The organism is Cereibacter ovatus (genome assembly GCF_900207575.1).
GTDB lineage: Bacteria > Pseudomonadota > Alphaproteobacteria > Rhodobacterales > Rhodobacteraceae > Cereibacter_A > Cereibacter_A ovatus.
On record NZ_OAOQ01000001.1, the window covers coordinates 58,413 to 81,616 of the forward strand.

The window sequence follows — 23,204 nt, forward strand, 5'->3', positions numbered from 1 at the left end:
GGCATGGTCTGGGGTCTGGGATCGGCGCGGCCTTCGCGCGCCGGAAGGGTTCAGAACGCGTCGGCGGAAAGCGCCATCACCGGGCCGGCGCCGCTTTCGATGCGGGCCAGATGTAGGGCCGTGGCGGGCAGATGGCGCAGCATGTAGTAGCGCCCCGTCGCGATCTTGGTGCGCAATGCCTCGGCATCGCCGCGGCCGGCGTCCAGCGCATCGGCGGCGGCTCGGGCCATCCGCGCCCACATGTAGCCAAGGCACAGATGCCCCATCATGGTCATGAAATCGTAAGATCCCGCCAGCGCCTCGTCGGGGTTTTTCATGCCGCGCTCGGCAAAGAACATCGCAGCTTTCTGGCAGTCCTTCGACGCCTGTTTCAGCGGTTCGACAAAGCCTTCAAGGCGCGGATCGTTTTCGTTTTCCTTCAGGAAGCCGCGGATCAGGTGAAAGAACGCCATCGCGGGCTTGCCACCCTCGGCGGCCAGCTTTCGACCCACCAGATCCAGCGCCTGAATTCCGTTGGCGCCTTCGTAGATCATGGCGATGCGGGCATCGCGGGCGAACTGGCTCATGCCGTTGTCTTCGATATAGCCATGCCCGCCCCAGACCTGCTGCGCGGCCACCGCCGATTCAAACCCCTTGTCGGTCTGGAAACCCTTGATCACCGGCGTCAGAAGCGAGATCAGCCCTTCGGCCTCGGCATCGCCCAACCGGACCGAGCGGTCGATCAGATGCGCGCCCCAGAAGGTCAGTGCGCGGGCGCCTTCCAGAAAGCTTTTCTGATCCATCAGGTTACGGCGGATGTCTGGGTGAACGATCAGCGGATCGGCCGGCCCGTCCGTGCTGCCCTGACCGGAAACCGAACGACCCTGAAGCCGGTCACGGGCATAGGCCACCGCATTCTGATAGGCGGCCTCGGCCACGGCATAGCCTTGCAGACCCACGCCCAGACGCGCCTCGTTCATCATGGTGAACATGGCGCGCATGCCCTTGTGCAACTCTCCCAGCAGCCAGCCTTTGGCGCCGTCATAGTTCAGCACGCAGGTGGCATTGCCGTGGATGCCCATCTTGCGCTCGATCTTGCCGACCGAGACGGCGTTGCGTTCGCCCAGCGACCCATCCTCGTTCACAAGGAATTTCGGCACGATGAACAGCGAAATGCCCTTGGTGCCCTCGCCGCCGCCGGGGGCCTTGGCCAGCACCAGATGCACGATGTTCTCGGCCAGATCGTGATCGCCGGCCGAGATGAAAATCTTTTCCCCTGTGATCAGATAGCTGCCATCCGCCTGCGGCTCGGCGCGGGTGCGCATCATGCCAAGGTCGGTGCCGGCGTGCGGCTCGGTCAGGTTCATCGTGCCGGTCCAGTCGCAGGTGACCATCTTCGGCAGCCATGTGCGCTTCTGATCTTCGGTGCCATGGGCATGGATCGCCGAGACCGCGCCATGGGTCAGGCCCTGATACATGTTGAAGGCCATGTTGGCCGAAACGAAGATCTCGCCCACCGCGGTCTGCATCAGATAGGGCAGCCCCTGCCCGCCATAGGCCGGGTCGCAGTCAAGCGCGGTCCAGCCGCCGTCCTTCATCTGGCGGAAGGCTTCGGCATATCCGGTCGGGGTGCGGACCACGCCGTTTTCCAGCCGGCAGCCCTCGGTGTCGCCCACACGGTTCAGCGGCGCCAGCACGTCGCGGGCCAGCTTTCCCGCCTCGTCCAGCACGGCGACGGTGAAATCGGGGTCCAGTTCGTCATAGCCGGGGATGCCGGTTTCGGCAGGTTTCAGAACTTCATGCAGGATGAACTGCATGTCGGCCACGGGGGCGTTGTAGATGGGCATCGTCTTCCTCCCTACTCGGCCGCGCGGCGGAAGGCGGCCAGCGCCTCTTCGCCCCAGGCGAGTTGTTCTTTCAGGTCTGCGATCGCTTCGTCCAGTTCGGCGCGCTGGCGTTCCATCTGGTCCAGCCGTTCGCGTGCGACCTGATAGGTGCGCAGAAGCTGCACCTCTTGCGTGCCGTCGCGGTCGTAAAGGTCCAGAAGCTGGCGGATTTCTTCCAGGCTGAAGCCGAACCGCTTGCCGCGCAGGATCAGCTTCAGCCGCGCCCGGTCGCGGCGGGTGAACAGGCGCCTTGTGCCGTCCCGGATCGGGAACAGCAGTTCCTTCGATTCGTAAAAGCGCAGCGTGCGCGGCGTCACATCGAACGCTTCACACATCTCGCGGATGGTCATCACGTCGCTGGTCATCGGCTCTCTCGCAGGGCTCTGGATCGGGGTTGCCGTTCCAGATGGATCGCAGAGGCAGAGTTACCAGATGTGTTGACGTTGACGTAAACGTGACGTGACGTCAAAGCGTCGCGTGACGCTGTGTCAGCTTTCCGAGGCCGCCAGTTCCGCCGCTGTCGAGTCGCGCAGCGCCTGAAGATCGGCGATGGTCACATCCAGTTCGGCCCGCTGACGGGCCAGTTCGGCCAGTTGCCGGTCGGCCATCTCGATCCAGGCTTCCTGCTGCGGGCGGGTGCCTTTCTGGCGATAGATCAGCAGCCACTGGCGGATTTCCTCCAGACTGAATCCGAAGCGGCGTCCGCGCAGGATCAGCGTCATCCGTGCCACCTCGCGCGGGCCATAGAATCGGGCGCGGCCGTCCTTTTCGGGCTGAAGCAGCTCGATATATTCGTAATAGCGCAGGGTCCGGGGCGTGACCTCGAAACGGGCGCACATTTCCTTGAAGTTCAGACGCAATTCCGACATGGGCACCTCCGGTTCGGGCAGGGTAGATGCATCGCGCGGCTTTCGCAATCTGGGCTTGCGGGCGGCGGTCGATGGGCGATGATGCAAGACCACCACGGAGGTTGCCATGACCGACATCGCCCGCGCCCGACAGTTCATCGAGGCGATCCCCCATTCCCGCGCCCTCGCGATGGAGCTTGAGGACATCGGCCCCGGCCGGGCGGTGATCTCGATGGCGTGGGATGCGCGCTTTGTCGGTGATCCGGCCACCGGGGTGATCCATGGCGGCGCGGTTTCGGCGCTGATGGATACCGCCAGCGGCGCGGCCGTGATGTCCCACCCCGAGGCCGGCGCCACCACCGCGACGCTGGATCTGCGCATCGACTACATGCGCCCGGCCACGCCCGGCCAGCGCATCCGCGCGGTGGCCGAATGCTATCACGTCACCCGCACCGTGGCCTTCGTCCGCGCCACCGCGATGGACGAGGATGCCACCCGCCCGGTCGCCACCGCCGCCGGCGCCTTCACCGTCGAACGCAAGGGGACCGCCCAATGACCCGTCCGCAGCCTGAGCCCGTCCAGGTGGTCAAGCAACGGCGCGACGCGGCGCTGAAGGCGCTGGTGGGGGGCGTGCCCTACATCACCTGGCTTGGCATCCAGTTCGACCGCCGTGGGGATGAGTTGACCGCGATCCTGCCCTTCGATCAGCGGCTGATCGGCAACCCGATGCTTCCCGCGCTGCATGGCGGCGCGACGGCGGCCTTTCTCGAGGTGGCGGCGATCATCGAACTGTCTTGGTCGGTGCTGTGGCACGAGATGGAGCAGGGCCGCCTTGACCCGGCCGCGATCGAGGCCCGCCCGCCACGCCTGCCCAAGACCATCGATTTCACCGTGGATTACCTGCGCTCGGGCCTGCCGCGCGATGCCTATGCCCGGGCGCGGGTGAACCGTTCGGGCCGCCGCTATGCCAGCGTTCATGTCGAGGCATGGCAGGACAACCGCGCCCGGCCCATCGCGCAGGCCACCGGCCATTTCCTGATGCCGGATCGCGAGGGCTGACCGGCGCCCCTCGGACCGGCTGCGCCGGGGCGCGGCGCCTGCGGCCGCCCGCTGCGTTCAGCGCACGAAGCGGAACGCAGCCGAGGCGCTCCAGCCCGCCACCACGGCCAGAACCAGTGACAAAAGCCCGTAGATCAGCGGCTTTTCATGGGCAAGCGCATGGATGAACCGCTCGATCCCGGCTTTCTGCACGCCGATCCGGTCTTCGAACATGTCGACCACGCGGCCGTCGCGGGTCAGGAACACCCGCACGCGGTAATCGCCTTCGGTCAGGTTCACCGGAAGCTGGATGTCGGTGCGAAACAGCGTGCCCTTGGTCAGCCGGACCGCGCCTTCCTGCATCGCATAAAGCCCCTCGGCCCGGCGGATGCGTTCCAGCGCCTCGATGAAAGCGGGGGAGTTCTCGGCCTGTGCGCTGATGCCGATGGCGCGGATCGCCCGCGGGATCGAGATCTGGTGGCGCAGGTTGTCGGTTTCGGACAGCACACGCTCCAGCGGGCCGCTGGTGGCGACGGCGTAAAAGCTGGGGGCGCGGCCGATGCGGACCTTTTCGCGGTTGATCCAGATGCCGAAGCGGCGTTCCTTCTTGCGCACCATCACCTGCGTCGGCGGGCCCTGAACGGTGACGATCACCCCCAGCGCGCCGTCCGGCTGCGGGGTTTCGCGCTGCACCGCGCCATAGATCATGATCTCGGAGCCCTGAAAGTCCGCGGTGATCGACACCCGCGTTTCCGACAGGCCCAGCACGATCCGTTCCTCCTGCGCCAGCGCGGGCGCCGCGATCAGCATCGCCAGCAGCACAAGCGCGCGGATCACGGCAGCACCCCCGACAGGCTGTAGATCTCGGACGGGCGGAACAACAGGTCGGTGGCGATCTTGGCGCAGACCGCCAGCACCAGAAGCGCCAGCAGGATGCGCAACTGTTCGGCCCGCAGCCGGACCCCGATCCGCGCGCCGACCTGCGCGCCGATCACCCCGCCAAGGATCAGCAGCAGCGCCAGCGCCATGTCGACGGTCTGGCTGGTCACCGCATGCATCACGGTGGTGAAGGCGGTGACAAAGATGATCTGAAACAGCGAGGTGCCGATCACGATCTTGGTCGGCATCCCCAGCAGGTAGATCATCGCCGGCACCATGATGAAGCCTCCGCCCACCCCCATGATCGCGGCCAGAAATCCCACGAAGCCGCCCACCATCAGCGGCGGGATCACCGAGATATACAGCCCCGAGGCGCGGAACTTCATCTTGAACGGCATCTTGTGCGCCCAGCCATGCTGACGCGAGCGTTTCACCGGCGCGTGTTTCGACCGCCGCAGCGTGCGCACGCTTTCCTGAAACATCAGCGTGCCGACAAGGCCCAGAAACAGCACATAGGACAGTTGCACGAACAGATCGACCTGCCCCAGCGTGTTCAGCCGGGCAAAGACCGCAACCCCGAAGGCCGATCCGACCACCCCCCCCGCCAGCAGCACCGATCCCATGCGGAAATCGACCGCCTTGCGTTTCAGTTGTGCCAGCACCCCCGACACCGACGAGGCCACCACCTGATTGGCCCCCGTCGCCACCGCCACAGCAGGCGGGATGCCGATGAAGAACAAGAGCGGCGTGATCAGGAAACCGCCGCCCACACCGAACATGCCGGACATGAAGCCGACGATGCCGCCCAGCCCGAGCAGCAGGAAGATGTTTACGGAAACCTCGGCAATGGGCAGGTAAAGCTGCATCGGGGCCGGTCACTTTGGGAAAAGCTGGGGGGTGGAAGGCTTGGGGGGATAGGCTGTCCCCAAGACATGCGCGCGGCGCCCTGTCTTGTCAAACAGCGGGCGGGGCAGGGGCCCTCATCGCAGCCGGCGCAGGAATTCGCGCAACAGCCGTTCCAGTTTGGCTGCGCCAAGGGGGGCCATGGCCTTGGTGTGGTCGTGGCTGATCGCCTCGTCCGACAGGCCCGCGCCCATGTTGGTGATGGTCGAGATCGCGGCGACCTTCAGCCCAAGGAAACGGGCAAGGATCACCTCGGGCACGGTGGACATGCCGACGGCATCGGCGCCCAGACGCTGGGCCATGCGGATCTCGGCCGGGGTCTCGAACGAGGGGCCGGAAAACCACGCATAGACGCCTTGGCCAAGGCCCACCCCGGCCGCCTCGGCGGCCGCAAGCAGGCCCGCGCGCAGTCCGGGGTCATGCGCATCGGTCATCGGCACGAAACGGGCATCCGTCCGCTCCCCGATCAGCGGATTGGCCCCCGCAAGGTTGATATGATCCGACAGCAGCATCAGGCTGCCCGGCGGCAGATCCGCCCGCAGGCTGCCGGCGGCATTGGTGGCGATCAGCGCCTCGGCGCCAAGCTCCTTCAGCACCGCCAGCGGTACCCGCATCGCCGCCGCATCGCCGCTTTCGTAGTAATGCGCCCGCCCGCCCAGCACCGCGACCCGGACGCCTTCCAGATCGCCGATCACCAGTTGCGGATTGTGCCCCGAGACCGTCGCCTGCGGGAACCCCGGCAGATCCGCATAAGGCAGGGCCATGCCTTCTACCGCTTCGGCCAGATGGCCCAGCCCCGATCCAAGGATCAGCCCCAGCCGGACCGGCTGCGCCCCCGCCCGCGCCCGGATCAGATCGGCAAGCATCTCGGGCGGCATGTCAGCGTTCCTTTACATAGGGTTGGCCGCCCGCGCGCGGCGGGATCGCCTTGCCGACGAATCCGGCAAGGATGACCACGGTCAGAATGTAGGGCAATGCCTGCATGAACTGCACCGGAAGCGGCACTCCCCACAGGTCAAGCGACTGATAGCGGTTGGCGACCGCTTCCAGCAGGCCGAACAGCATCGTGGCCGCCAGCGCCTGCCACGGCCGCCATTTGGCAAAGATCAGCGCCGCCAGCGCGATGTAGCCACGCCCCGCCGTCATCTCTTTCACGAAACCCGCCGACAGGCCGCAGGCCAGATAGGCGCCGGCAAGCCCGGTCAGAAGCCCGCAGATCGCCACCGCCGCATAGCGTATCCCCACGACCGAGACGCCCGCGGTATCGACTGCGGCCGGGTTCTCGCCCACCGCCCGCAGCCGCAGGCCGAACCGGGTGCGATACAGCAGCCACCACGACAGGGGCACCAGCGCAAAGGCCAGATAGACCAGCGCCGTATGGCCCGAGATCAGCTCGGCATAGATCAGGCCCAGCACCGGCACCTCGCGCAGCTCCTGCGCGAAGGGCAGGGTGATCGGCTGAAACCGCGCCGCCCCTTCCAGCGAGGGCGTCCGCCCCCCCAGCGCGAACCAGTACTGCCCCAGCAGCACCGTCAGACCCGAGGCCAGAAAGTTGATCGCCACCCCCGAAATCAACTGGTTGCCCCGGAACGTGATCGAGGCCAGCCCATGGATCGCCGACATCATCAGCGCGGCCACCAGCCCCGCCAGCACCCCCAGCCAGACCGATCCGGTGACGAAGGCCACCGCCGCCGACAGAAAGGCCGCCGACAGCATCTTGCCCTCAAGCCCGATATCGAAGATGCCGGCGCGTTCCGAAAACAGCCCCGCAAGGCAGGCCAGCAGCAAGGGCGTGCCCAGCCGGATCATCGAATCAAGGATTTGCAGGGCGGTCGGCAGATCCATCACTTCGCCCCCTTGCGCAGACGCAGGAACAGCGCCTCGACCGGCTGGCGCACCATGTTGTCGAGCGCCCCGGTGAACAGGATCACCAGCGCCTGAATGACGGTGATCAACTCGCGCGGGATCGAGGTCCACAGCGCCAGTTCCGCCCCGCCCTGATACAGAAAGCCAAACAGCAGCGCCGCCAGCAGCACGCCGAACGGATGGCTGCGCCCCATCAGCGCCACCGCAATGCCGATGAAGCCCGCCCCCTCGACCGCGTTCAGCATCAGACGCTCGGCCTCGCCCATCACGTTGTTGATGGCCATCAGCCCGGCCAGCGCGCCGGACACCAGCATCGCCAGCATGGTGATGCGCACCGGCGAAATCCCGGCATAGACCGCGGCGCGATCGGACTTGCCGAAGGCGCGGATTTCATAGCCTGCGCGCGTTCGCCATATCAGCAGCCAGACCGCGACGCAGGCGGCCAGCGCCACGAACAGGCTGACATTGGCCGGAGTGCTGCGCGAAAACGGGATGCCGATGGCGCCAAGGATCTCGCCCAGCGTCGGCAGGTTGGTGGCACCGGGAAAGCGCGCGGTGGCGGGGTCCATGCTGCCGGTGGGGCGCAGCACGTTGACCAGAACGTAATTCAGCACCGCTGCGGCGATGAAGTTGAACATGATCGTGGTGATGACGACATGGCTGCCGCGCCGAGCCTGAAGCCAGCCCGGCAGCGCCGCCCACAGCGCGCCGAAGGCCGCGCCCGCCGCCATGGCCCCGATCAGCGCCAGCGACCAGTGCGGCCATGGCACGAACAGGCAGGCCAGCGCCACGCCAAGGCCCCCCAGCGTCGCCTGCCCCTCGCCGCCGATGTTGAACAGGCCGGCATGGAACGCCACCGCCACCGCCAGCCCGGTGAAGATGAAGTTGGTGGCATAATACAGCGTATAGCCCCACCCATAGCTGGAGCCGAGCGCCCCCGTCACCATCAGCGTCATCGCCTCGACCGGGCTTTCCCCGATGGCAAGGATCACCCCGGACGAAATCGCAAAGGCGATCAGAACCGAGATCAGCGGCACCACGATCGCATCGGCCCACCCCGGCATCGCGTTCATCAGGCGGCCCCCTTGTCGTCATCCACACCCGCCATCAGCAGACCCAACGCGCGCTCGGATGTGGTGGCGGGGTCGCGGACCCCCATGATCCGGCCATCGAACATCACCGCGATCCGGTCGGACAGGCCAAGGATCTCGTCCAGCTCCACACTGACCAGAAGCACCGCCTTGCCGGCATCGCGCAGCCGCACGATCTGCTGATGAATGAACTCGATCGCGCCGATATCCACCCCTCGCGTCGGCTGGCCGATCAGCAGCAGGTCGGGGTTGCGTTCGATCTCGCGCGCAAGGATCAGCTTCTGCTGGTTCCCGCCCGAAAAGCTTTTCGCCGGCAGGTCGCAGATCGGCGGCCGCACGTCAAAACGCGCCATCTTGCCCGCGCAATCCGCGCGCAGCGCGTCATTGTCCATCAACGGCCCGCGCCGATACCGCGGGTCGCCCTGATAGCCGAAGGCCACGTTTTCCCATGCGGTGAAATCCATGATCATGCCAAGGTTCTGACGATCCTCGGGGACATGGGCGATGCCGGCCTTGCGTCGGGCATGGCCGTTGCAGCCGCGCCCCGACAGGTCCAACGCCCGCCCGTTCAGCCGCACATGGCCGGTGCCGCGGGCAATGCCGCCCAGCACATCAAGCAGATCCGACTGACCGTTGCCCGCAACCCCCGCAATCCCGAGGATCTCGCCCGCGCGCACCGTCAGACTGACCCCTTTCAGCCGCTCGATGCCATGCGCATCGCAGACGCGCAGATCTTCGACCTCCAGCACCGTGCGGCCGGGGCGGGCAGGGCCCTTTTCGACCCGCGACAACACCTTGCGGCCCACCATCAACTCGGCCAGCGCCTCGGGGCTGGTGTCGGCGGTGCGCATCGTGGCCACCATCTCGCCGCGGCGCATGACGCTGACATGATCGGTGATGTCCATGATCTCGCGCAGCTTGTGGGTGATCAGGATGATGGTCTTGCCCCGCTCGCTCAGACCGCGCAGGATACGGAACAGATGGTTGGCCTCGGCCGGGGTCAAGACGCCGGTCGGCTCGTCCAGAATCAGGATCTCGGCCTGCCGATACAGCGCCTTCAGGATCTCGACCCGCTGCTGATGGCCGACCGAAAGATCCTCGACCAGCGCATCCGGGTCCACCTCCAGCTCATGTTCCCGTGCCAGCGCCTGAAGCGCCCGCCGCGCCTTGGCCAGCGAGGGCCCAAGCCGCGCGCCGTCCTCGGCGCCGAGGATCACGTTTTCCAGCACGGTGAAATTCGGCACCAGCTTGAAATGCTGGAACACCATGCCGATGCCGGCCCGGATCGCGGCCTGGCTGTCGGGGATCGGCGTGGGGCTGCCGCCGATCAGGATCTGCCCCGCATCGGCGCGATAAAAGCCATAGAGGATCGACATCAGCGTGGATTTGCCCGCGCCATTCTCGCCCACGATGCCGTGGATCGTGCCGCGGGCGACCTGTAGACAGATGTCACGATTGGCCTGCACCGGACCGAACGCCTTCGAGATGCCCCGAAGCTCGATGGCGAAAGGGGCGGCGCCCGGCCGCCCCGCTGCCACATCGGCCTCCATTCAGAACGACGCGGCGGGGCAGGTGTTGTCGGTCATGTAGTCGTGAACAGGCGTCTCGCCCGATTTGATCCGGGCGGCGGCCTCGTCCACGGCGGCCTTCATCTCGGCGGTCACCAGCGCGGCGTTGTGCTCGTCCAGCGCATAGCCCACGCCGTCGCCCTTCAGATCGGCCAAGACCGTCCCGGTTTCGATCGCGGCGCCTGCCGCAAAGGCATCATGCACCGCGATATCCACCCGCTTGATCATCGAGGTCAGCACCTTGCCCGGATGCAGGTGGTTCTGGTTGCTGTCGACCCCGATCGACAGGATGTTCTCGTCGGCCGCAGCCTGCAACACGCCAAGACCGGTCGAGCCCGCCGCGGCATAGATCACATCCGCCCCCTGCGAGATCTGCGAACGCGCCAGTTCCGCCCCCTTCACCGGATCGGCCCAGGCGGCGGGTGTGGTGCCGGTCATGTTGATGACCACCGTTGCATCCGGCTTCACCGCCTTCACACCCTGCGCATAGCCACAGGCGAACTTGCGGATCAGCGGAATGTCCATCCCGCCGACAAAGCCCACCGTTCCCGATTTCGACGCCATCGCCGCCATCATGCCGACAAGGTAAGAGCCCTGATGTTCCGAAAAGATCACCGAGCGGACATTCGGCTGTTCCACCACCGCATCAATGATGGCAAAGCGCGTGTCAGGATAGTCCGGCGCCACCTCGTTCAGCACGTCGCCAAAGGCAAAACCCGTCATCACGATCGGATTCGCGCCCGTCTCGGCCAGCCGCCTCAGCGCCTGTTCGCGCTGGGCCTCGGACTGCATCTCAAGTTCCTTGTAGCTGCCGCCGGTCTCCTGCACCCAGCGTTGCGCCCCGTTATAGGCCGCCTCGTTGAACGACTTGTCGAACTTGCCGCCCAGATCGAAGATCAACGCCGGATCGGCCAGCGCGCCCGCTGCGGAAAGCGCAAACGCGGCCGCACTGCCGGCAAGGGTTCTGATACGGATCATGAAGCTCTCCCGGTTGTGTCTGTGTCGCGCGGCCGGCCATTCGGCTGTCCGTTCGCGGCAGCTTCGGGTCCAATCTAGGGCCGAAGCCCCGGACTGGGTCAACAGGATTCTGCGAGGCAGGCCCAAGACTTCCCGCCCCGTGCCCACCGCGTCAGGACAGCGCCCGGACCATCACCAGCGCATCCCCCCGTGCCCCCTCCGGCGTTGCGAAATAGCCGCGCCGCCGACCGGCCGCGACAAAGCCCGCGCCGCAGTAAAGCGCGATGGCCGCGGCATTGTCCGCCGCAACCTCAAGAAAGGCGTGATCCGCCCCCCGCGCCGCCGCCTCTGCCAGAAACGCGCCGACCAGACGCCGTCCCAGCCCCCGCCGCCGCGCCTCGGGCGCCACGGCCAGCGTCAGAATCTCGGCCTCGCCCGCGACGGCCCGACCCAGCAGGAAACCGCCAGGTTCCGCCAGCAGGAACACCGTCGCATCCGCCAGCAGGGCCGCAAACTCGGCCGCGGACCAAGGCCGGGGCGTGACGAAAACACGCCCATGCACCGCGGCCAGCGCGGCAGGGGTCACAGGATCACCGGCGGCGGATCGGCCGCCGGCGCCGCATCCGCCCCGCGCAGATAGAACGGCGCCGGCCGCGGCTGCGCGGTGCCCAGCCGGCCAAGCGCCACCCGCCCGATCGCCTCGGCCAAAGGATAGGCGGGCGCCACCACATCGGCAAACGCCCCGCTTCCCACCTGCCGGGGCGAACACACCGAAAGCCCGTCGACCGAGGCGATCCGCGCGGCCAGCCTCCCGTCTTGCAGATAGACCTCGCCGCGCCGCGCCGCCTCGATCACCGCGACCGGCGCGGGAAGATCCAGTGCCAGCGCCTCGAACCGCGTGACGCCGATGGCCGGTATCCCCAGCGACAAGGACAGCCCCCGCGCCGCCGCCACGGCAATCCGAACCCCGGTGAAATTGCCCGGTCCGGTGCCCACCGCCAGCGCCCCAAGGGCCGCCCAGCCAATTCCCCCTTCGGCCAAGACCTCATCCAGCAAGGGGATCAACCGCTCGGCCTGCCCCTTCTCCATCGCCTCATGCCGCAGCACGACCAGACGCCCACCACAGAGCAAAGCGGCCGCGCAATGCGCGGCCGATGTGTCGAACGCCAGAACGAAATGCTCAGGCCGCAACCGGACGAACCTCCAACACTTCGGGAATGTAATGCCGCAGCAGGTTCTCGATCCCCATCTTCAGCGTCAGCGTCGAGGACGGACAGCCCGCACAGGCCCCCTGCATGTGCAGATAGACAATGCCGCGATCGAACCCGTGGAAGGTGATGTCGCCACCATCCTGCGCCACCGCGGGCCGAACCCGGGTGTCCAGCAACTCCTTGATCTGCCGCACGACATCCGCATCCGGTCCCTCATGCGCCGCATGACCCGAGGCCGCCTGCTCGCCCTCGATCACCGGCGCGCCGGACTGGTAATGCTCCATGATCGCACCAAGGATCGCCGGCTTGATATGATCCCAGTCGACCGTATCCGCCTTCGTCACGGTCACGAAATCGGTGCCGAAGAACACCGCCGCAACCCCGCCCGCCGCAAAGATGCGCCGCGCCAAGGGGGATCCCGCTGCCGCCTCGGCGCTGGCGAAATCGGCTGTCCCCGCCTCCAGCACCGTCTGACCGGGCAGGAATTTCAGGGTCGCCGGGTTCGGCGTGGATTCAGTCTGGATGAACATGGGGCAGCCTCCGCGATCAGCCCCCGATATGCGCCCGACCACCCCCGAAGTCAAGAAACCGGCCGGCGCCGCTTTCATTCTGGCCAAAATATCCCGGGGTCCGGGGCAGCGCCCCGGCGGCCGGCCATCCGTCCCGACGCTGGCGCCTCAGGTGATCGCCTCCAGCCGCTCCTTCGACATCTCGCCCGGCACGATGGTGATCGGAACCGGCAGATTGCCCGAGTTCCGGCTCAACTGCGTGACCAGCGGCCCCGGCCCCGATTTCTCGGCCGATGCGCCCAGAACCAGAACCCCGATTGCCGGATCTTCCCTGACCTGCGCCAGAATCTCCTGCGCCGGATCGCCTTCGCGGATCACCAACTCGGGATCGATCCCCTGCCGGTCGCGCATCCATTTGGCAAAAACCTCGAAATGGGCCTCGATCCGCTCGCGTGCCTCGGCCCGCATCAGATCCGACACGCCCATCCAGTGCTGATATTCCTCGGGCGGGATGATCGACAGGATCTGCACCCCGGCGCCGGTATGCGCCGCCCGCAGCGCGGCAAAGCGCATCGCGTTCAGACATTCGCGGCTGTCGTCCAGAACGACCAGAAACTTGCGCATGAGGGGCCCCTCCTGGCCCGGGATGATGGCGAAGCCCGCCCCGGCTGACAAGGGTCAGGCGACCGAATGCGCCCAGTCCCAATACAGGCTGCGGGCCAGTTTCGTCACCGGACCGACCGGATAGGCGGTGCCGTCGAACTCGACCACCGGCGTCACCTTGGCGAAGTTGCCCGACAGGAACACCTCGTCTGCCGCGTGGAAATCCTCGAATGTCAGCACCGCCTCGATCACATCGACGCCGTCGCCACGCAGGTTGGCAATATGGCGCGCACGGGTGATGCCCGACAGGAAGGTGCCATTGGCGATCGGGGTAAAGACCACGCCATCCTTCACCATGAAGACGTTGGCGGTCGCCGTCTCGGCCACATTGCCCATCGCATCGGCCACCAGCGCATTGCCATACCCCTTCGACTTCGCCTCGACCAGCATCCGGGCGTTGTTGGGATAAAGGCAGCCGGCCTTGGCGTTGCAGACGTTGTCTTCCAGCACCGGCCGGCGGAACCGGGTGCGGGTCAGCGTGGTCGTGGCTTCGGGTGCGGGCATCGCCACCTCTTCCAGACACAGTGCAAAACCCGTCGCCCCTGTCTTTGGCGCCACCCCCAGGTCCGACCCGTCCAGCGCCCAGTACATCGGCCGGATATAGACCGACTGGCCCGCGCCATAGGCGCGCAGCCCCTCGCGGGCGATGGCCACCATGTCCTCGGTTGTCACCGTCGGCGTGATCATCAGCGCCTCGGCCGAGCGGTTGACCCGGGCGCAATGCGCCTCGAGATCGGGGGCCACGCCCTCGAACCAGCGCGCCCCGTCAAACACGGACGAGCCCTGCCAGATCCCGTGATCGGCGGCCCGCATCACGGCGACGTCGCCCTCGTGCCAGCGGCCTTCGAAAAAGGTGCGGATGTTCTTGCCGAATGCCATGGTGCTCTCCTGCGCTTCGGGCGCCACTTAACCACCGGCCGCGGGCAGGGTCCAGAGAGCGGCCTTTCGCCTCTTCGCGCGATCTCGCCGCAGTCAGGGTGCCTCGGCCAGCAGCGCGGCCAGATCGAGGCGTTGCGTTCCCATTGCCAACGCGCCCGCCGCGTCGCGCGGCCAGTCGGCCGGCGCCCGGTCGCGGTAAAGCTCGACCCCGTTGCCGTCGGGATCGCGCAGATAGACCGCCTCGGACACGCCATGATCGGCGGCGCCTTCCAGCGACAGTCCGGCCCGGATCACCCGTTGGACCGCCGCCGCCAGCGAGGCGCGGTCGGGAAACAGGATCGCGGTATGGTAAAGTCCGGTGGTGCCCGGCGCGGGCGGCCTTCCGCCAAGGCTGTCCCATGTGTTCAGGCCGATGTGGTGGTGATAGCCGCCGGCCGACAGGAACGCAGCCTGGGTGCCGAACTTCTGTTGCACCTCGAACCCCAGAACGCCGGCATAGAAGGCGATCGCGCGGTCAAGGTCGGCCACCTTCAGGTGGACATGTCCGATTCGGGTTTCGGGGGGCAGCATGGTCATGGCGATCTCCTTCAGGGGTTCGGCAAAGCTAATCGGGTGCCCGCCCGCAGGGTAGGTCAGCGCGCGCACAGTGTCTGAGCGGCAGGGCGCGGTTTGCCTGCCGCCCGCCGCCGTGGCATCCATGGCGGAAAGTTGCGCCAAAGGGTGCGGGTTTCGGCGGAATTCCCCCGGTGCAATCATTCGTGAGTTGCCGCCAGCCGGTTGCGGCCGCACCTATGGCGTAGGTCCGGGCAGGAATGTCGGGCCTCAAGAAAAAATCGAACGAGCGGGTATATCTGGATGGAAAAGCTGAACCTCCGCAGGCGGGGCGTTCTTTCTGCTGCCGTGGCATCCCTGACCGGAATTGTGCTTGCGGGCGGCACCAGCACGGGCATGTCCGCGCCGGCCCGCGTGGTTGACTGGCGCGAACATTTCGACCGTCTGAACAACGGTGCGATCCTTGCGGACCTGCGCGAAAGGATGCTGCATTTCTGGCAGGCCGAGGGCGGGGCGCCGCGCAGCTACCGCATTTCCGTTCCGCAAGGGCGCGACGTTCTGCGCCCGGGTATGACGCGGGTGATCCGCAAGGTCGAAGGCCCGACATGGCGGCCGACACCCGCGATGCGCGAACGCAACCCGCGCCTGCCGTCAAGCCTGCCGCCGGGGCCGGGCAACCCTTTCGGCAGCCATGCGCTGTATCTGGATTGGGATCACGTCCGTATCCATGGCAGCGCCGATCCGGCCGAGATCGGCCGCGAGACAGCGCATGGCTGCATAGGGCTGGCCAATGCCGATATCGTCGAGCTTTTTGTCAGCGTGACGGTCGGAACGCCGGTGCGCCTGATCTGAGACCGCTCAGGCGCGCCAGCGGCGGTGGATCCAGAACCACTGGTCAAGATGCTGGCGCACCACCGCCTCAAGCGAGTCGTTCAGCGCCTGGGTCATTTCCTCGGGCGTTCCGCGCGGGATCGGGGCTTCGACGCGGATCTCGAAATCCAGGCCGTTCTCGGCGCGGATCGCATAGACCGGAACAAGGGCCGCGTCATAGCGCAGCGCCAGTTCCGCCGCCGAAAGTGCCGTGCGCGCGGGTTGGCCGAAAAACCGCAGCACAGCGCCGGCGTGCATATGCACATCGACCAGAAGCGCCAGCATCCCACCGCCGCGCAGATGGCGCAGCATCCCGGCCAGCCCCTCTTTTCCGCGGGGAAACAGCGGGGCGCCGATCGCGGTGATGGCACGGACGTAATGGTCGTTGAAATATCGGTTGTTCATCGGCCGGTAGAGTGCCCCCAGCCGGTAGCCGCGCGCCATCAGCGCCGCGCGGCTGGCATCGTAGTTGCCGAAATGGCCGGTCACAAGGATCACCGGCTTGCCCTGCGCATGGGCCATGTCCAACGCCGCAAGGCCCGGCCCGTGGATCGGCTGACGCGCCGCGCGCCGGGCGAACTCTGGCCCCGAATAGATCTCGATCACGGCGCGGCCGACATTGTCGGGCACCGCGCGCGCAAGTCGGGCAACCTCGGCGGCAGGCAATTCGGGCAGCACGCGCGCAAGGTTCCGGCGCACCCGCCGGTCCCAGCCGGCGAAGGGCGCGATCAGCCGCGACATGACCCATCCGCACAGCGGCACACGCCAGCGATAAGGCAGCAGCAGTAGCGCACCGATCAGCATGCGCAACAGCCGGTCCTGCGCCCAGGCCGAGGGTCCGGTTCTTTTCGAGGCCATTCCTTCTTGCGGCTGGCGCCGCCTCCGTTCTGCACGGCCAGACATAGTGAAGCCGATGCCCGATCACAAGCGAGCCCGCACCTCCGCGGCGGGTGTGGGGCAGGGGGACGCGAGGTGTCTGGCCGCCGCCGCACCTCCACGGCGGGTGTGGGGCAGGGGGACGCGATCTGTCCGGCCGCAGCCGCACCTCCATGGCGGGTGTGGGGCTGGGCGGAAGCGAGGTGTCGCCGGCCGCAACCGCCCGGCGAGGCTTTTGCTGGAGACTGGCCTTACGGATCCTCTTCCTCGGAGACCAGAACGATCTCGCCGGCGGTTTCAAGCTGGCGGATTGCGGCCACGACGGCGTTTGTCGCGTCCTCGGCCTCTTTGTCCTTGATGCGGCCGCGGCCGGCGCCCTCTTCTCGCAGCGCCTGCGCCATGCGCTGGGACATGTTCGCCAGCATGAATTCAACCCCTTCGACCAGTTCGGGGCGCGATTGCGCCGCGGCCACCACCGCGACAAGCCGGGGCTGATCCACCGCGCGCACGATTTTCGAAATGTCGCGGCCGGCAACCCGCATCGGCACATGCTGGAAGGTGAAGATCGCCTTGCGCACCTGTTCGGCAAAGGCGGCGTCGGTCTCGTCCAGCCCTTTCAGCACCTCGTCGCGCGTCATCGCGGCCGAGACGTTCAGGATCGCCCCCACCCGTTCCACCGGAGTGGCGCTAAAGGCGCGTGGCGGTTCAGCCTCCAACTGGGTGACAAGCGAGCGGCCGATGCGGCGCACGGTTTCCGGTTCGACATTGCCGGTCATCGACACGGCATAGGCCACCCGCCGGGCCTTTTCGCCCGGAAGCCGCCCCAGAAGGTCCGCGGCCTTCGGCACTGGCAGCTTTGACAGCATCACCGCCGCCACCTCGATGCTTTCTTCCTCCAGCACTCGCAGCAGGCTTTCGGGCGGCATCGTCACCAGCCGTTCCCAGGGATCGCCCTTGGAACTGGCGCCCGCCTGACGGCGCAGCCGGGTCGCGGCGTCGGGGCTGATATGGCCGTCCATCACCGCAATCGCGCCTTCCAGCCCGCCGGGGAATGACAGGCCCACCGCTTCCAGTTCGTTCACGAATTCCTCGACCACGGCGGTCATGGTTTCGCGGTCGACCATTCGCATCCGTGCCATCTGTTCCGTCAGGCCTTCCTGCATATCCTCTGGCAGAGAGGTCAGCGGAATCGGCGTTCCTTCGGCCAGCAGAAGCCGCACGATGATCGCCGCCTTTTCACGGCGCGAGAGGGGGCGCGGCCCCCCCTCGTCCCGGTCGATGGAAACGGCCCGTTGCACGGGCCGGATTCTAGCCAAAGCCTGTGACATGTTGCCCCGAATCGTGATGTCGTTCGCAGGCAGCATGGCGCACGGCAGGTTAATGCCGGCTTAGCTTGATGTGGTCACGCAGGCCCGAAGTGCCGGATCGTAGGTCTGGCCATCGGCGCAGATCAAGGCCGAGTGCTGTTTTCCGGCGGCGCATTCCGCGAATGCCAGCGAAGGCGCCGCCACAAGGGCCAGTGCAGCGAGGGTAAGCTTTGTCATTCAGTCCTCCTGTCAGGGGTGGGATGGCAAAGTTGGCCGTAATCGCACCGGGGGACTGTAGCATGATTCGCCCCGCAGCAAGAGGCCGCGGGGCAAAAGCCGTCGTGAAAGATCAGGCGCCGAACACGCGGGCGAAGATCGTGTCGACATGCTTCAGGTGATAGCCGAGGTCGAATTTTTCCTCGATCTCGGCGGGCGAGAGGGCGGCGGTCACCTCCGGATCGGCCAGCAGCTCCTCCTTGAAATCCTTGCCCTGTTCCCAGACCTTCATCGCGTTGCGCTGGACCAGCCGATAGCTGTCCTCGCGCGAGACGCCCGCTTGCGTCAGCGCCAGAAGCACGCGCTGGCTCATCACCAGACCGCGGAACTTGTTCATGTTCTTCAACATGTTCTCGGGGTAGACCACCAGCTTTTCCACCACGCCGGCCAGCCGGTGCAGCGCGAAATCCAGCGTGATCGTGGCATCGGGGCCGATCGCGCGTTCCACCGAGGAATGCGAGATGTCGCGTTCATGCCAAAGCGCCACATTCTCCATCGCCGGGATGACGGCCATCCGCACCAGCCGCGCAAGGCCGGTCAGGTTCTCGGTCAGCACCGGGTTGCGTTTGTGCGGCATCGCCGACGAGCCCTTCTGGCCGGGCGAGAAGAACTCTTCGGCTTCAAGAACTTCGGTGCGCTGCATGTGGCGGATCTCGATGGCCACGTTCTCGATCGACGAGGCGATGACGCCAAGCGTGGCGAAGAACATCGCGTGCCGGTCGCGCGGGATCACCTGGGTCGAGATCGGTTCCGGCACCAGCCCAAGCTTTGCGCAGACATGCTCTTCCACCGCCGGGTCGATGTTGGCGAAGGTGCCGACGGCGCCGGAAATGGCCCCCGTTGCCACTTCGGCGCGGGCATGGACCAGACGGGCGCGGTTGCGTGCCATCTCGGCGTAGAAGCGGGCGAAGGTCAGGCCCATGGTGGTGGGTTCGGCATGGATGCCGTGGCTGCGGCCGATCCGCACCGTATCCTTGTGTTCAAACGCGCGGGTTTTCAGTGCGGCCAGCACCCGGTCCATGCCCGCCAGCAGCAGGTCGGCCGCGCGGACAAGCTGGATGTTCAGCGTGGTGTCCAGCACATCCGACGAGGTCATGCCCTGATGCACGAAGCGCGCCTGATCGGCGCCGACGATTTCCGCCAGATGGGTCAGGAAGGCGATCACGTCATGTTTGGTCACCGCTTCGATTTCATCGATGCGAGCCACGTCAAAGGTGGCGTCGGCGGCTTTCCAGACCGCTTCGGCGTTTTCCTTCGGGATCACGCCAAGGGCGGCCTGCGCGTCGCAGGCATGGGCCTCGATCTCGAACCAGATGCGGAACTTGGTCTCGGGCGACCAGATGGCGACCATGTCGGGGCGGGAATAGCGCGGGATCATCGGGGCCTCTCCATTTCCTGCGGGCGCGGTCGCCTTAGCGCCCGGGGGGGCGGCTGGCAAGGCCGCGACGGATCAGAGCGGTTCGGCGTCGCGGTAAAGCTCCCATTCCTCGACGGTGTGGCCGCCGGGAAGGTGACAGTAGCCGGACTGGCCGGCGCCCTCGGTGCGGATTTCCAGCCGCCCGCCGCGCTGGGCGCAATAGACCGAGGCCGGATTGGCCATGCCGGGCCGGTGCAACTGGGAAGGGGTCTGCGATGACGAGCCGCCCCCGCAGGCGGGCAGGGCAAGGACAAGGATCAGCGGCAGGGGCAGGCGGATCATCGGGCGGATCATGGGATGGCCTTGAAAAGGGGCGGGCGGGCAGGATGCCGCGCCGGGGACGGGCGAAGGACGGCGCGGATCGTCGCAGGTTCGCGCCCCCTTGGCGAGAGGCCACGACCGTTGCGGCAGCGCAGAAAGTTGCGGGCGTGGCGGCAGTGCACGCCGGCTGCGGATGTGCGGCTTGTGGCGGCGCCCCCGGGGCGGGGGCGGTTCGTCACTTTGCCGGCTGATCGGGCCGGATTGCCATGTGCAGTTCGTGCAGCAGGCGGGTCTGTTCCTCGGCCTTGGGTTTCGACAGCCCCGCCAGCAGCAGATAGGCCACCGGGGTCAGGTAAAGCGTGGCGATGGTGGCCAGCCCAAGGCCGCCGACGATGATCCAGCCCAGAACCTCGCGCGCTTCGGCGCCAGCGCCGAAGGCCAGAACCAGCGGCAACCCGCCCAGAACGGTGGCGATCATCGTCATCATCACCGGGCGCAGCCGGATCGCGCAGGCATCCTCGATCGCGCGGCGCACGGGCAGGCCCTCATCGCGCAACTGGTTGGCAAATTCGACGATCAGGATGCCGTTCTTGGCCATGATCCCCACCAGAAGCACCAGCCCGATCTGGGAATAGACGTTCAGGCTGCCCCCGGTCGCGATCAGCGCGAAGATCGCGCAGGCAAGGCCAAGCGGAACCGTCGCCATCACGATCACCGCCGAAACGAAGCTTTCGAACTGCGCCGCCAGCACCAGAAGCACGATCAGCACCGCAAAACCGAAGGTCACCACCAGCCCGGACGAGGTTTCGCCCAGCGTGGCGGCCTCGGCCAGCGGCTCGATCCGGCTGTCGGCGGGCAGGATGTCGGCGGCCAGCCGCTCGACCTCGGCCAGCGCCTCGCCCAGCGCCATGTCGTCGCTCAGACTGGCGCTGACGGGAACGGATCGCATCTGCCCCTCGCGCGAGAGTTCGGGCGCGACCGCGCGTTCCTGAAGCCGGACAAAGGTCGAGATCGGAACCATCCGGCCGTCGCCCGCCTGCACGAAGATCCGTTCCAGATCGGCGGGATCGTCGACCGGATCGGCGGTGGACAGCATCTGGATGTCATAGCTGGCCTCGTCCAGAAACACGGTGCCGACGGTGCGCCCGTCCAGCACCGCTTGCAGCGCCTCGCCCAGCCCGGTGATCTCGATCCCCAGATCCGAGGCGCGGTCGCGGTCGACCTCGATGAACAGTTGCGGCTGGGTGGTCTCATAGCCAAGGCGCACCTGCCCGAAGGCGGGGTTTTCCTGCATCCGGTCCGCAAGCGCCTGCGCCGAATCGGCCAGCCTTGCATAGCTGTCGCCCACCACCGCGAAACTCAGCCCCTGACCGGCGCCGCGCACGCCCAGCGAATTGGGCTGGATCGCGAAGGCGCGGATGCCGATGATGCGGCCCAGCCCCGCGGTGATCTCGGCCGCGATTTCCTGCTGGCTGCGGGCACGTTCGTCCCATGGCGCCAGCGAAACCACCATGAAGCCGCGGTTGTCGCGCCCGCCCTGTCCGACGATGGCGAAGACGTTGACCACCTCGCCGCGGTCGCGCAGGGGCGTCAGAAGATCCTCGATCTCGCGCATCTTGCCGTCGGTATAGTCCAGCGCCACCCCCTGCGGCGCCTGCACCGACAGCAGGATCACCGAGCGGTCTTCGGGCGGGGTCAGTTCCTGCCGGATGGTGCCGAACAGCAGCACCGCCGTGACCGCAAAGGCCGCCGACAACGCCACCACCACCATGGGCGCCCCCAGCGCCCAGTGCAGCGTGCGGCGGTAAAAGCCCGCAAGCCCCGCACCCAGACGCGCAACCGGACCGGGGTGGGCGGGTTCGCCGCCCGCCTGCAACAGGCGGCTGGCCAGCACCGGACACAGACTGAGCGCGGTGACCGACGACAGCAGGACCGAGATCGCCAGCGTGAAACCGAATTCGCGAAACAGCCCGCCGGTCTGGCCGGGCAGGAACGACAGCGGCACGAAAACGGCGGCCAGCGTCGTGGTGGTGGCGATCACCGCAAAGAACACCTGCTGCGTGCCCAGCACCGCGGCCGCCCGCGGCCCCATGCCCTGCGCGCGGCGGCGCACGATGTTTTCCAGCACCACGATGGCATCGTCGACCACCATGCCGGTGGCCAGCACCAGCGCCAGCAGCGTCAGGATGTTGATGGAAAATCCCGCCAGCCAGATCGCCGCCAGCGTGCCCACCAGCGCCACGGGAATCGCCAGCGTCGGGATCAGTGTGGCGCGCAGGTCGCGCAGGAACAGGTAGATGATCGCCACCACGATCAGCACCGACAGGCCCAGTGCGATCTGAACCTCGTGGATGGCGCCGTTGATGAAGGTGGCATCGTCCGAGGTGACAAAGATCCGCACATCTTCGGGCAGATCGCCTTGCAGATCCGCGACGATGGCGCGGATCGCGGCCGAGATTTCCAGCGTGTTGCTTTGTGCCTGCCGGATCACCCCCATGCCGATGCCGTTCTGCCCGTTGGCGCGCAGGAACGAACTTCCCGGCTCCGGCCCCAGCGACACCAGCGCCACATCGCCCAGCCGGACATCGGGCGCCACTTTCAGCGCCTCGAACTGGGCGGGCGTCCTGATCGCGGCGGTGGTGCGCACCACAAGGCTTTGCCGGTCCGAACTCAGCGACCCCGAGGGCGCGTCATAGGCCACATTGGCCAGCGCCGTGCGCAGGCTGGCCAGCGTCAACCCGCGCGAGGCCAGTTGCATCTGGTCGATATCCACCCGGAAGATCGGGGACCGGTCGCCGTAAAGCTGAAGGTCCGCCACCCCCGGCGCGGCCAGCAACCGGCTTTCCACCTGATCCTCGACCAGTTGGGTCAGTTCCTGCGGCGAGCGGCGGGCTGAGGTCACCGCCACGCGCATCACCGGCTCTGCGTTCGCGTCGGCCTTCACGATCCGCGGCTCGTCGGCTTCATCCGGCAGGCTGTTGCGGATGCGCGCGATGGCGTCGCGCATGTCGCTGGCCGCCACGTCCAGATCGACATCGTCGGCAAATTCCACCGTCACCCGACTTGTTCCGAACCGCGAGGTCGATGACATGGTCTTCACCCCCGCCACCCGGCTGGCGGCGCCTTCGATCTCGTCGGTGATCTCCTGATCGATGGTTTCGGGCGAGGCGCCGTCGAAATCGGTGGTGACGGTGATCACCGGCCGGTCCACATCGGGCAGTTCGCGGATGTCGGCGCCGTAAAGGGCGGCCAGCCCCGCCAGCAGGATCAGCGCATTCAGCACAAAGGCCAGAATCGGGCGGCGGATGAACAGGGCGGTGGCGGAATGGGCCAGTTCGCGCTCGTCGGGGTCGGGAAGGCTCATGGTG

Annotated in this window: 25 protein-coding genes; 3 read left to right on the forward strand and 22 right to left on the reverse strand. The window is 67.0% G+C overall.

What is annotated here, in order from left to right; all coding sequences use genetic code 11:
• Positions 1–50 precede the first annotated feature (50 nt).
• The 3 genes from CRO07_RS00275 to CRO07_RS00285 form a co-directional block, all read right to left on the reverse strand.
• Entirely contained in the window at positions 51–1,826 is a 1,776-nt protein-coding gene (locus CRO07_RS00275) for an acyl-CoA dehydrogenase C-terminal domain-containing protein (RefSeq protein ID WP_097028695.1), read from the reverse strand.
• An 11-nt stretch (positions 1,827–1,837) separates the two neighbouring features.
• A complete protein-coding gene (locus tag CRO07_RS00280) occupies positions 1,838–2,230 on the reverse strand; it encodes a MerR family transcriptional regulator (protein WP_097028696.1) in 393 nt (130 codons plus the stop codon).
• Between the two features lie 123 nt (positions 2,231–2,353).
• The gene (locus CRO07_RS00285; protein ID WP_097028697.1) at positions 2,354–2,734 is read right to left on the reverse strand and encodes a MerR family transcriptional regulator; all 381 of its coding nucleotides are present in this window, start codon (positions 2,732–2,734) and stop codon (positions 2,354–2,356) included.
• Positions 2,735–2,840: 106 nt separating this feature from the next.
• Between CRO07_RS00285 and CRO07_RS00290 the strand changes: the two genes are divergently transcribed.
• Together CRO07_RS00290 and CRO07_RS00295 are read left to right on the forward strand one after the other, a co-directional pair.
• On the forward strand, positions 2,841–3,269 hold the full coding sequence (locus CRO07_RS00290) for a PaaI family thioesterase (RefSeq protein ID WP_097028698.1): 429 nt from the start codon (positions 2,841–2,843) through the stop codon (positions 3,267–3,269).
• Entirely contained in the window at positions 3,266–3,772 is a 507-nt protein-coding gene (locus CRO07_RS00295) for a PaaI family thioesterase (RefSeq protein ID WP_097028699.1), read from the forward strand. The genes CRO07_RS00290 and CRO07_RS00295 overlap by 4 nt, the downstream gene beginning before the upstream one ends.
• Positions 3,773–3,829: 57 nt before the next feature.
• Here CRO07_RS00295 and CRO07_RS00300 read toward each other — a convergent pair whose 3' ends face one another.
• From CRO07_RS00300 to CRO07_RS00360, 13 genes are all read right to left on the reverse strand, one after another.
• Entirely contained in the window at positions 3,830–4,588 is a 759-nt protein-coding gene (locus CRO07_RS00300; RefSeq protein WP_097028700.1) for a TIGR02186 family protein, read from the reverse strand.
• Entirely contained in the window at positions 4,585–5,496 is a 912-nt protein-coding gene (locus CRO07_RS00305; RefSeq protein WP_097028701.1) for a sulfite exporter TauE/SafE family protein, read from the reverse strand. The genes CRO07_RS00300 and CRO07_RS00305 overlap by 4 nt, the downstream gene beginning before the upstream one ends.
• Positions 5,497–5,610: 114 nt before the next feature.
• Positions 5,611–6,411, reverse strand: a complete 801-nt coding sequence (locus CRO07_RS00310; RefSeq protein ID WP_097028702.1) for a purine-nucleoside phosphorylase — start codon at positions 6,409–6,411, stop codon at positions 5,611–5,613.
• A 1-nt stretch (position 6,412) separates the two neighbouring features.
• Entirely contained in the window at positions 6,413–7,378 is a 966-nt protein-coding gene (locus CRO07_RS00315; protein WP_176504452.1) for an ABC transporter permease, read from the reverse strand.
• The gene (locus CRO07_RS00320; RefSeq protein ID WP_097028704.1) at positions 7,378–8,472 is read right to left on the reverse strand and encodes an ABC transporter permease; all 1,095 of its coding nucleotides are present in this window, start codon (positions 8,470–8,472) and stop codon (positions 7,378–7,380) included. The genes CRO07_RS00315 and CRO07_RS00320 overlap by 1 nt, the downstream gene beginning before the upstream one ends.
• Positions 8,472–10,040, reverse strand: a complete 1,569-nt coding sequence (locus tag CRO07_RS00325) for an ABC transporter ATP-binding protein (RefSeq protein ID WP_097028705.1) — start codon at positions 10,038–10,040, stop codon at positions 8,472–8,474. The genes CRO07_RS00320 and CRO07_RS00325 overlap by 1 nt, the downstream gene beginning before the upstream one ends.
• Positions 10,041–11,036: a BMP family lipoprotein gene (locus tag CRO07_RS00330; protein WP_097028706.1), complete on the reverse strand. Its 996-nt coding sequence runs from the start codon at positions 11,034–11,036 to the stop codon at positions 10,041–10,043. It lies immediately after the preceding gene.
• Positions 11,037–11,187: 151 nt separating this feature from the next.
• A complete protein-coding gene (locus CRO07_RS00335; RefSeq protein WP_097028707.1) occupies positions 11,188–11,601 on the reverse strand; it encodes a GNAT family N-acetyltransferase in 414 nt (137 codons plus the stop codon).
• Entirely contained in the window at positions 11,598–12,206 is a 609-nt protein-coding gene (gene tsaB / locus CRO07_RS00340; protein WP_097028708.1) for a tRNA (adenosine(37)-N6)-threonylcarbamoyltransferase complex dimerization subunit type 1 TsaB, read from the reverse strand. The genes CRO07_RS00335 and tsaB overlap by 4 nt, the downstream gene beginning before the upstream one ends.
• Positions 12,196–12,756 carry a NifU family protein gene (locus tag CRO07_RS00345; protein ID WP_097028709.1) on the reverse strand — a complete coding sequence of 187 codons (561 nt, stop codon included), beginning with the start codon at positions 12,754–12,756 and terminating at the stop codon, positions 12,196–12,198. The genes tsaB and CRO07_RS00345 overlap by 11 nt, the downstream gene beginning before the upstream one ends.
• Positions 12,757–12,903: 147 nt before the next feature.
• On the reverse strand, positions 12,904–13,359 hold the full coding sequence (locus tag CRO07_RS00350) for a universal stress protein (RefSeq protein ID WP_097028710.1): 456 nt from the start codon (positions 13,357–13,359) through the stop codon (positions 12,904–12,906).
• 54 nt (positions 13,360–13,413) lie between these two features.
• Positions 13,414–14,277: a branched-chain amino acid aminotransferase gene (locus CRO07_RS00355; protein ID WP_097028711.1), complete on the reverse strand. Its 864-nt coding sequence runs from the start codon at positions 14,275–14,277 to the stop codon at positions 13,414–13,416.
• A gap of 93 nt (positions 14,278–14,370) precedes the next feature.
• Entirely contained in the window at positions 14,371–14,853 is a 483-nt protein-coding gene (locus CRO07_RS00360) for a VOC family protein (RefSeq protein ID WP_097028712.1), read from the reverse strand.
• 372 nt (positions 14,854–15,225) lie between these two features.
• On the opposite strand from CRO07_RS00360, the gene CRO07_RS00365 reads away from it, so the two are divergent.
• Complete coding sequence (locus tag CRO07_RS00365; protein ID WP_235840889.1) at positions 15,226–15,681, forward strand: L,D-transpeptidase; 456 nt, start codon at positions 15,226–15,228, stop codon at positions 15,679–15,681.
• Positions 15,682–15,687: 6 nt separating this feature from the next.
• On the opposite strand, the gene CRO07_RS00370 is transcribed toward CRO07_RS00365, so the two are convergent.
• From CRO07_RS00370 to CRO07_RS00395, 6 genes are all read right to left on the reverse strand, one after another.
• On the reverse strand, positions 15,688–16,557 hold the full coding sequence (locus CRO07_RS00370; protein ID WP_097028714.1) for a lysophospholipid acyltransferase family protein: 870 nt from the start codon (positions 16,555–16,557) through the stop codon (positions 15,688–15,690).
• A gap of 269 nt (positions 16,558–16,826) precedes the next feature.
• On the reverse strand, positions 16,827–17,903 hold the full coding sequence (locus tag CRO07_RS00375) for a flagellar motor switch protein FliG (protein WP_097029021.1): 1,077 nt from the start codon (positions 17,901–17,903) through the stop codon (positions 16,827–16,829).
• A gap of 60 nt (positions 17,904–17,963) precedes the next feature.
• Positions 17,964–18,119 (reverse strand): hypothetical protein, encoded by a 156-nt coding sequence (locus tag CRO07_RS18580; protein WP_097028715.1) that lies wholly within the window; start codon positions 18,117–18,119, stop codon positions 17,964–17,966.
• Positions 18,120–18,231: 112 nt separating this feature from the next.
• Complete coding sequence (purB, locus tag CRO07_RS00385) at positions 18,232–19,536, reverse strand: adenylosuccinate lyase (protein WP_097028716.1); 1,305 nt, start codon at positions 19,534–19,536, stop codon at positions 18,232–18,234.
• Between the two features lie 72 nt (positions 19,537–19,608).
• Positions 19,609–19,869 carry a putative hemolysin gene (locus CRO07_RS00390; RefSeq protein WP_235840890.1) on the reverse strand — a complete coding sequence of 87 codons (261 nt, stop codon included), beginning with the start codon at positions 19,867–19,869 and terminating at the stop codon, positions 19,609–19,611.
• 202 nt (positions 19,870–20,071) lie between these two features.
• A complete protein-coding gene (locus CRO07_RS00395; protein ID WP_097028717.1) occupies positions 20,072–23,200 on the reverse strand; it encodes an efflux RND transporter permease subunit in 3,129 nt (1,042 codons plus the stop codon).
• Positions 23,201–23,204: the final 4 nt, after the last annotated feature.

What these genes read in the sequence shown, in the direction of transcription:
- CRO07_RS00275 (WP_097028695.1), bottom strand. Translation starts at nt 1,826, where the DNA reads ATGCCCATCTACAACGCCCCCGTGGCCGACATGCAGTTCATCCTGCAT.
- CRO07_RS00280 (WP_097028696.1), bottom strand. Translation starts at nt 2,230, where the DNA reads ATGACCAGCGACGTGATGACCATCCGCGAGATGTGTGAAGCGTTCGAT.
- CRO07_RS00285 (WP_097028697.1), bottom strand. Translation starts at nt 2,734, where the DNA reads ATGTCGGAATTGCGTCTGAACTTCAAGGAAATGTGCGCCCGTTTCGAG.
- CRO07_RS00290 (WP_097028698.1), top strand. Translation starts at nt 2,841, where the DNA reads ATGACCGACATCGCCCGCGCCCGACAGTTCATCGAGGCGATCCCCCAT.
- CRO07_RS00295 (WP_097028699.1), top strand. Translation starts at nt 3,266, where the DNA reads ATGACCCGTCCGCAGCCTGAGCCCGTCCAGGTGGTCAAGCAACGGCGC.
- CRO07_RS00305 (WP_097028701.1), bottom strand. Translation starts at nt 5,496, where the DNA reads ATGCAGCTTTACCTGCCCATTGCCGAGGTTTCCGTAAACATCTTCCTG.
- CRO07_RS00310 (WP_097028702.1), bottom strand. Translation starts at nt 6,411, where the DNA reads ATGCCGCCCGAGATGCTTGCCGATCTGATCCGGGCGCGGGCGGGGGCG.
- CRO07_RS00315 (WP_176504452.1), bottom strand. Translation starts at nt 7,378, where the DNA reads ATGGATCTGCCGACCGCCCTGCAAATCCTTGATTCGATGATCCGGCTG.
- CRO07_RS00320 (WP_097028704.1), bottom strand. Translation starts at nt 8,472, where the DNA reads ATGAACGCGATGCCGGGGTGGGCCGATGCGATCGTGGTGCCGCTGATC.
- CRO07_RS00325 (WP_097028705.1), bottom strand. Translation starts at nt 10,040, where the DNA reads ATGGAGGCCGATGTGGCAGCGGGGCGGCCGGGCGCCGCCCCTTTCGCC.
- CRO07_RS00330 (WP_097028706.1), bottom strand. Translation starts at nt 11,036, where the DNA reads ATGATCCGTATCAGAACCCTTGCCGGCAGTGCGGCCGCGTTTGCGCTT.
- CRO07_RS00345 (WP_097028709.1), bottom strand. Translation starts at nt 12,756, where the DNA reads ATGTTCATCCAGACTGAATCCACGCCGAACCCGGCGACCCTGAAATTC.
- CRO07_RS00350 (WP_097028710.1), bottom strand. Translation starts at nt 13,359, where the DNA reads ATGCGCAAGTTTCTGGTCGTTCTGGACGACAGCCGCGAATGTCTGAAC.
- CRO07_RS00355 (WP_097028711.1), bottom strand. Translation starts at nt 14,277, where the DNA reads ATGGCATTCGGCAAGAACATCCGCACCTTTTTCGAAGGCCGCTGGCAC.
- CRO07_RS00360 (WP_097028712.1), bottom strand. Translation starts at nt 14,853, where the DNA reads ATGACCATGCTGCCCCCCGAAACCCGAATCGGACATGTCCACCTGAAG.
- CRO07_RS00365 (WP_235840889.1), top strand. Translation starts at nt 15,226, where the DNA reads ATGTCCGCGCCGGCCCGCGTGGTTGACTGGCGCGAACATTTCGACCGT.
- CRO07_RS00370 (WP_097028714.1), bottom strand. Translation starts at nt 16,557, where the DNA reads ATGGCCTCGAAAAGAACCGGACCCTCGGCCTGGGCGCAGGACCGGCTG.
- CRO07_RS00375 (WP_097029021.1), bottom strand. Translation starts at nt 17,903, where the DNA reads ATGTCACAGGCTTTGGCTAGAATCCGGCCCGTGCAACGGGCCGTTTCC.
- CRO07_RS18580 (WP_097028715.1), bottom strand. Translation starts at nt 18,119, where the DNA reads ATGACAAAGCTTACCCTCGCTGCACTGGCCCTTGTGGCGGCGCCTTCG.
- purB (WP_097028716.1), bottom strand. Translation starts at nt 19,536, where the DNA reads ATGATCCCGCGCTATTCCCGCCCCGACATGGTCGCCATCTGGTCGCCC.
- CRO07_RS00390 (WP_235840890.1), bottom strand. Translation starts at nt 19,869, where the DNA reads ATGATCCGCCCGATGATCCGCCTGCCCCTGCCGCTGATCCTTGTCCTT.
- CRO07_RS00395 (WP_097028717.1), bottom strand. Translation starts at nt 23,200, where the DNA reads ATGAGCCTTCCCGACCCCGACGAGCGCGAACTGGCCCATTCCGCCACC.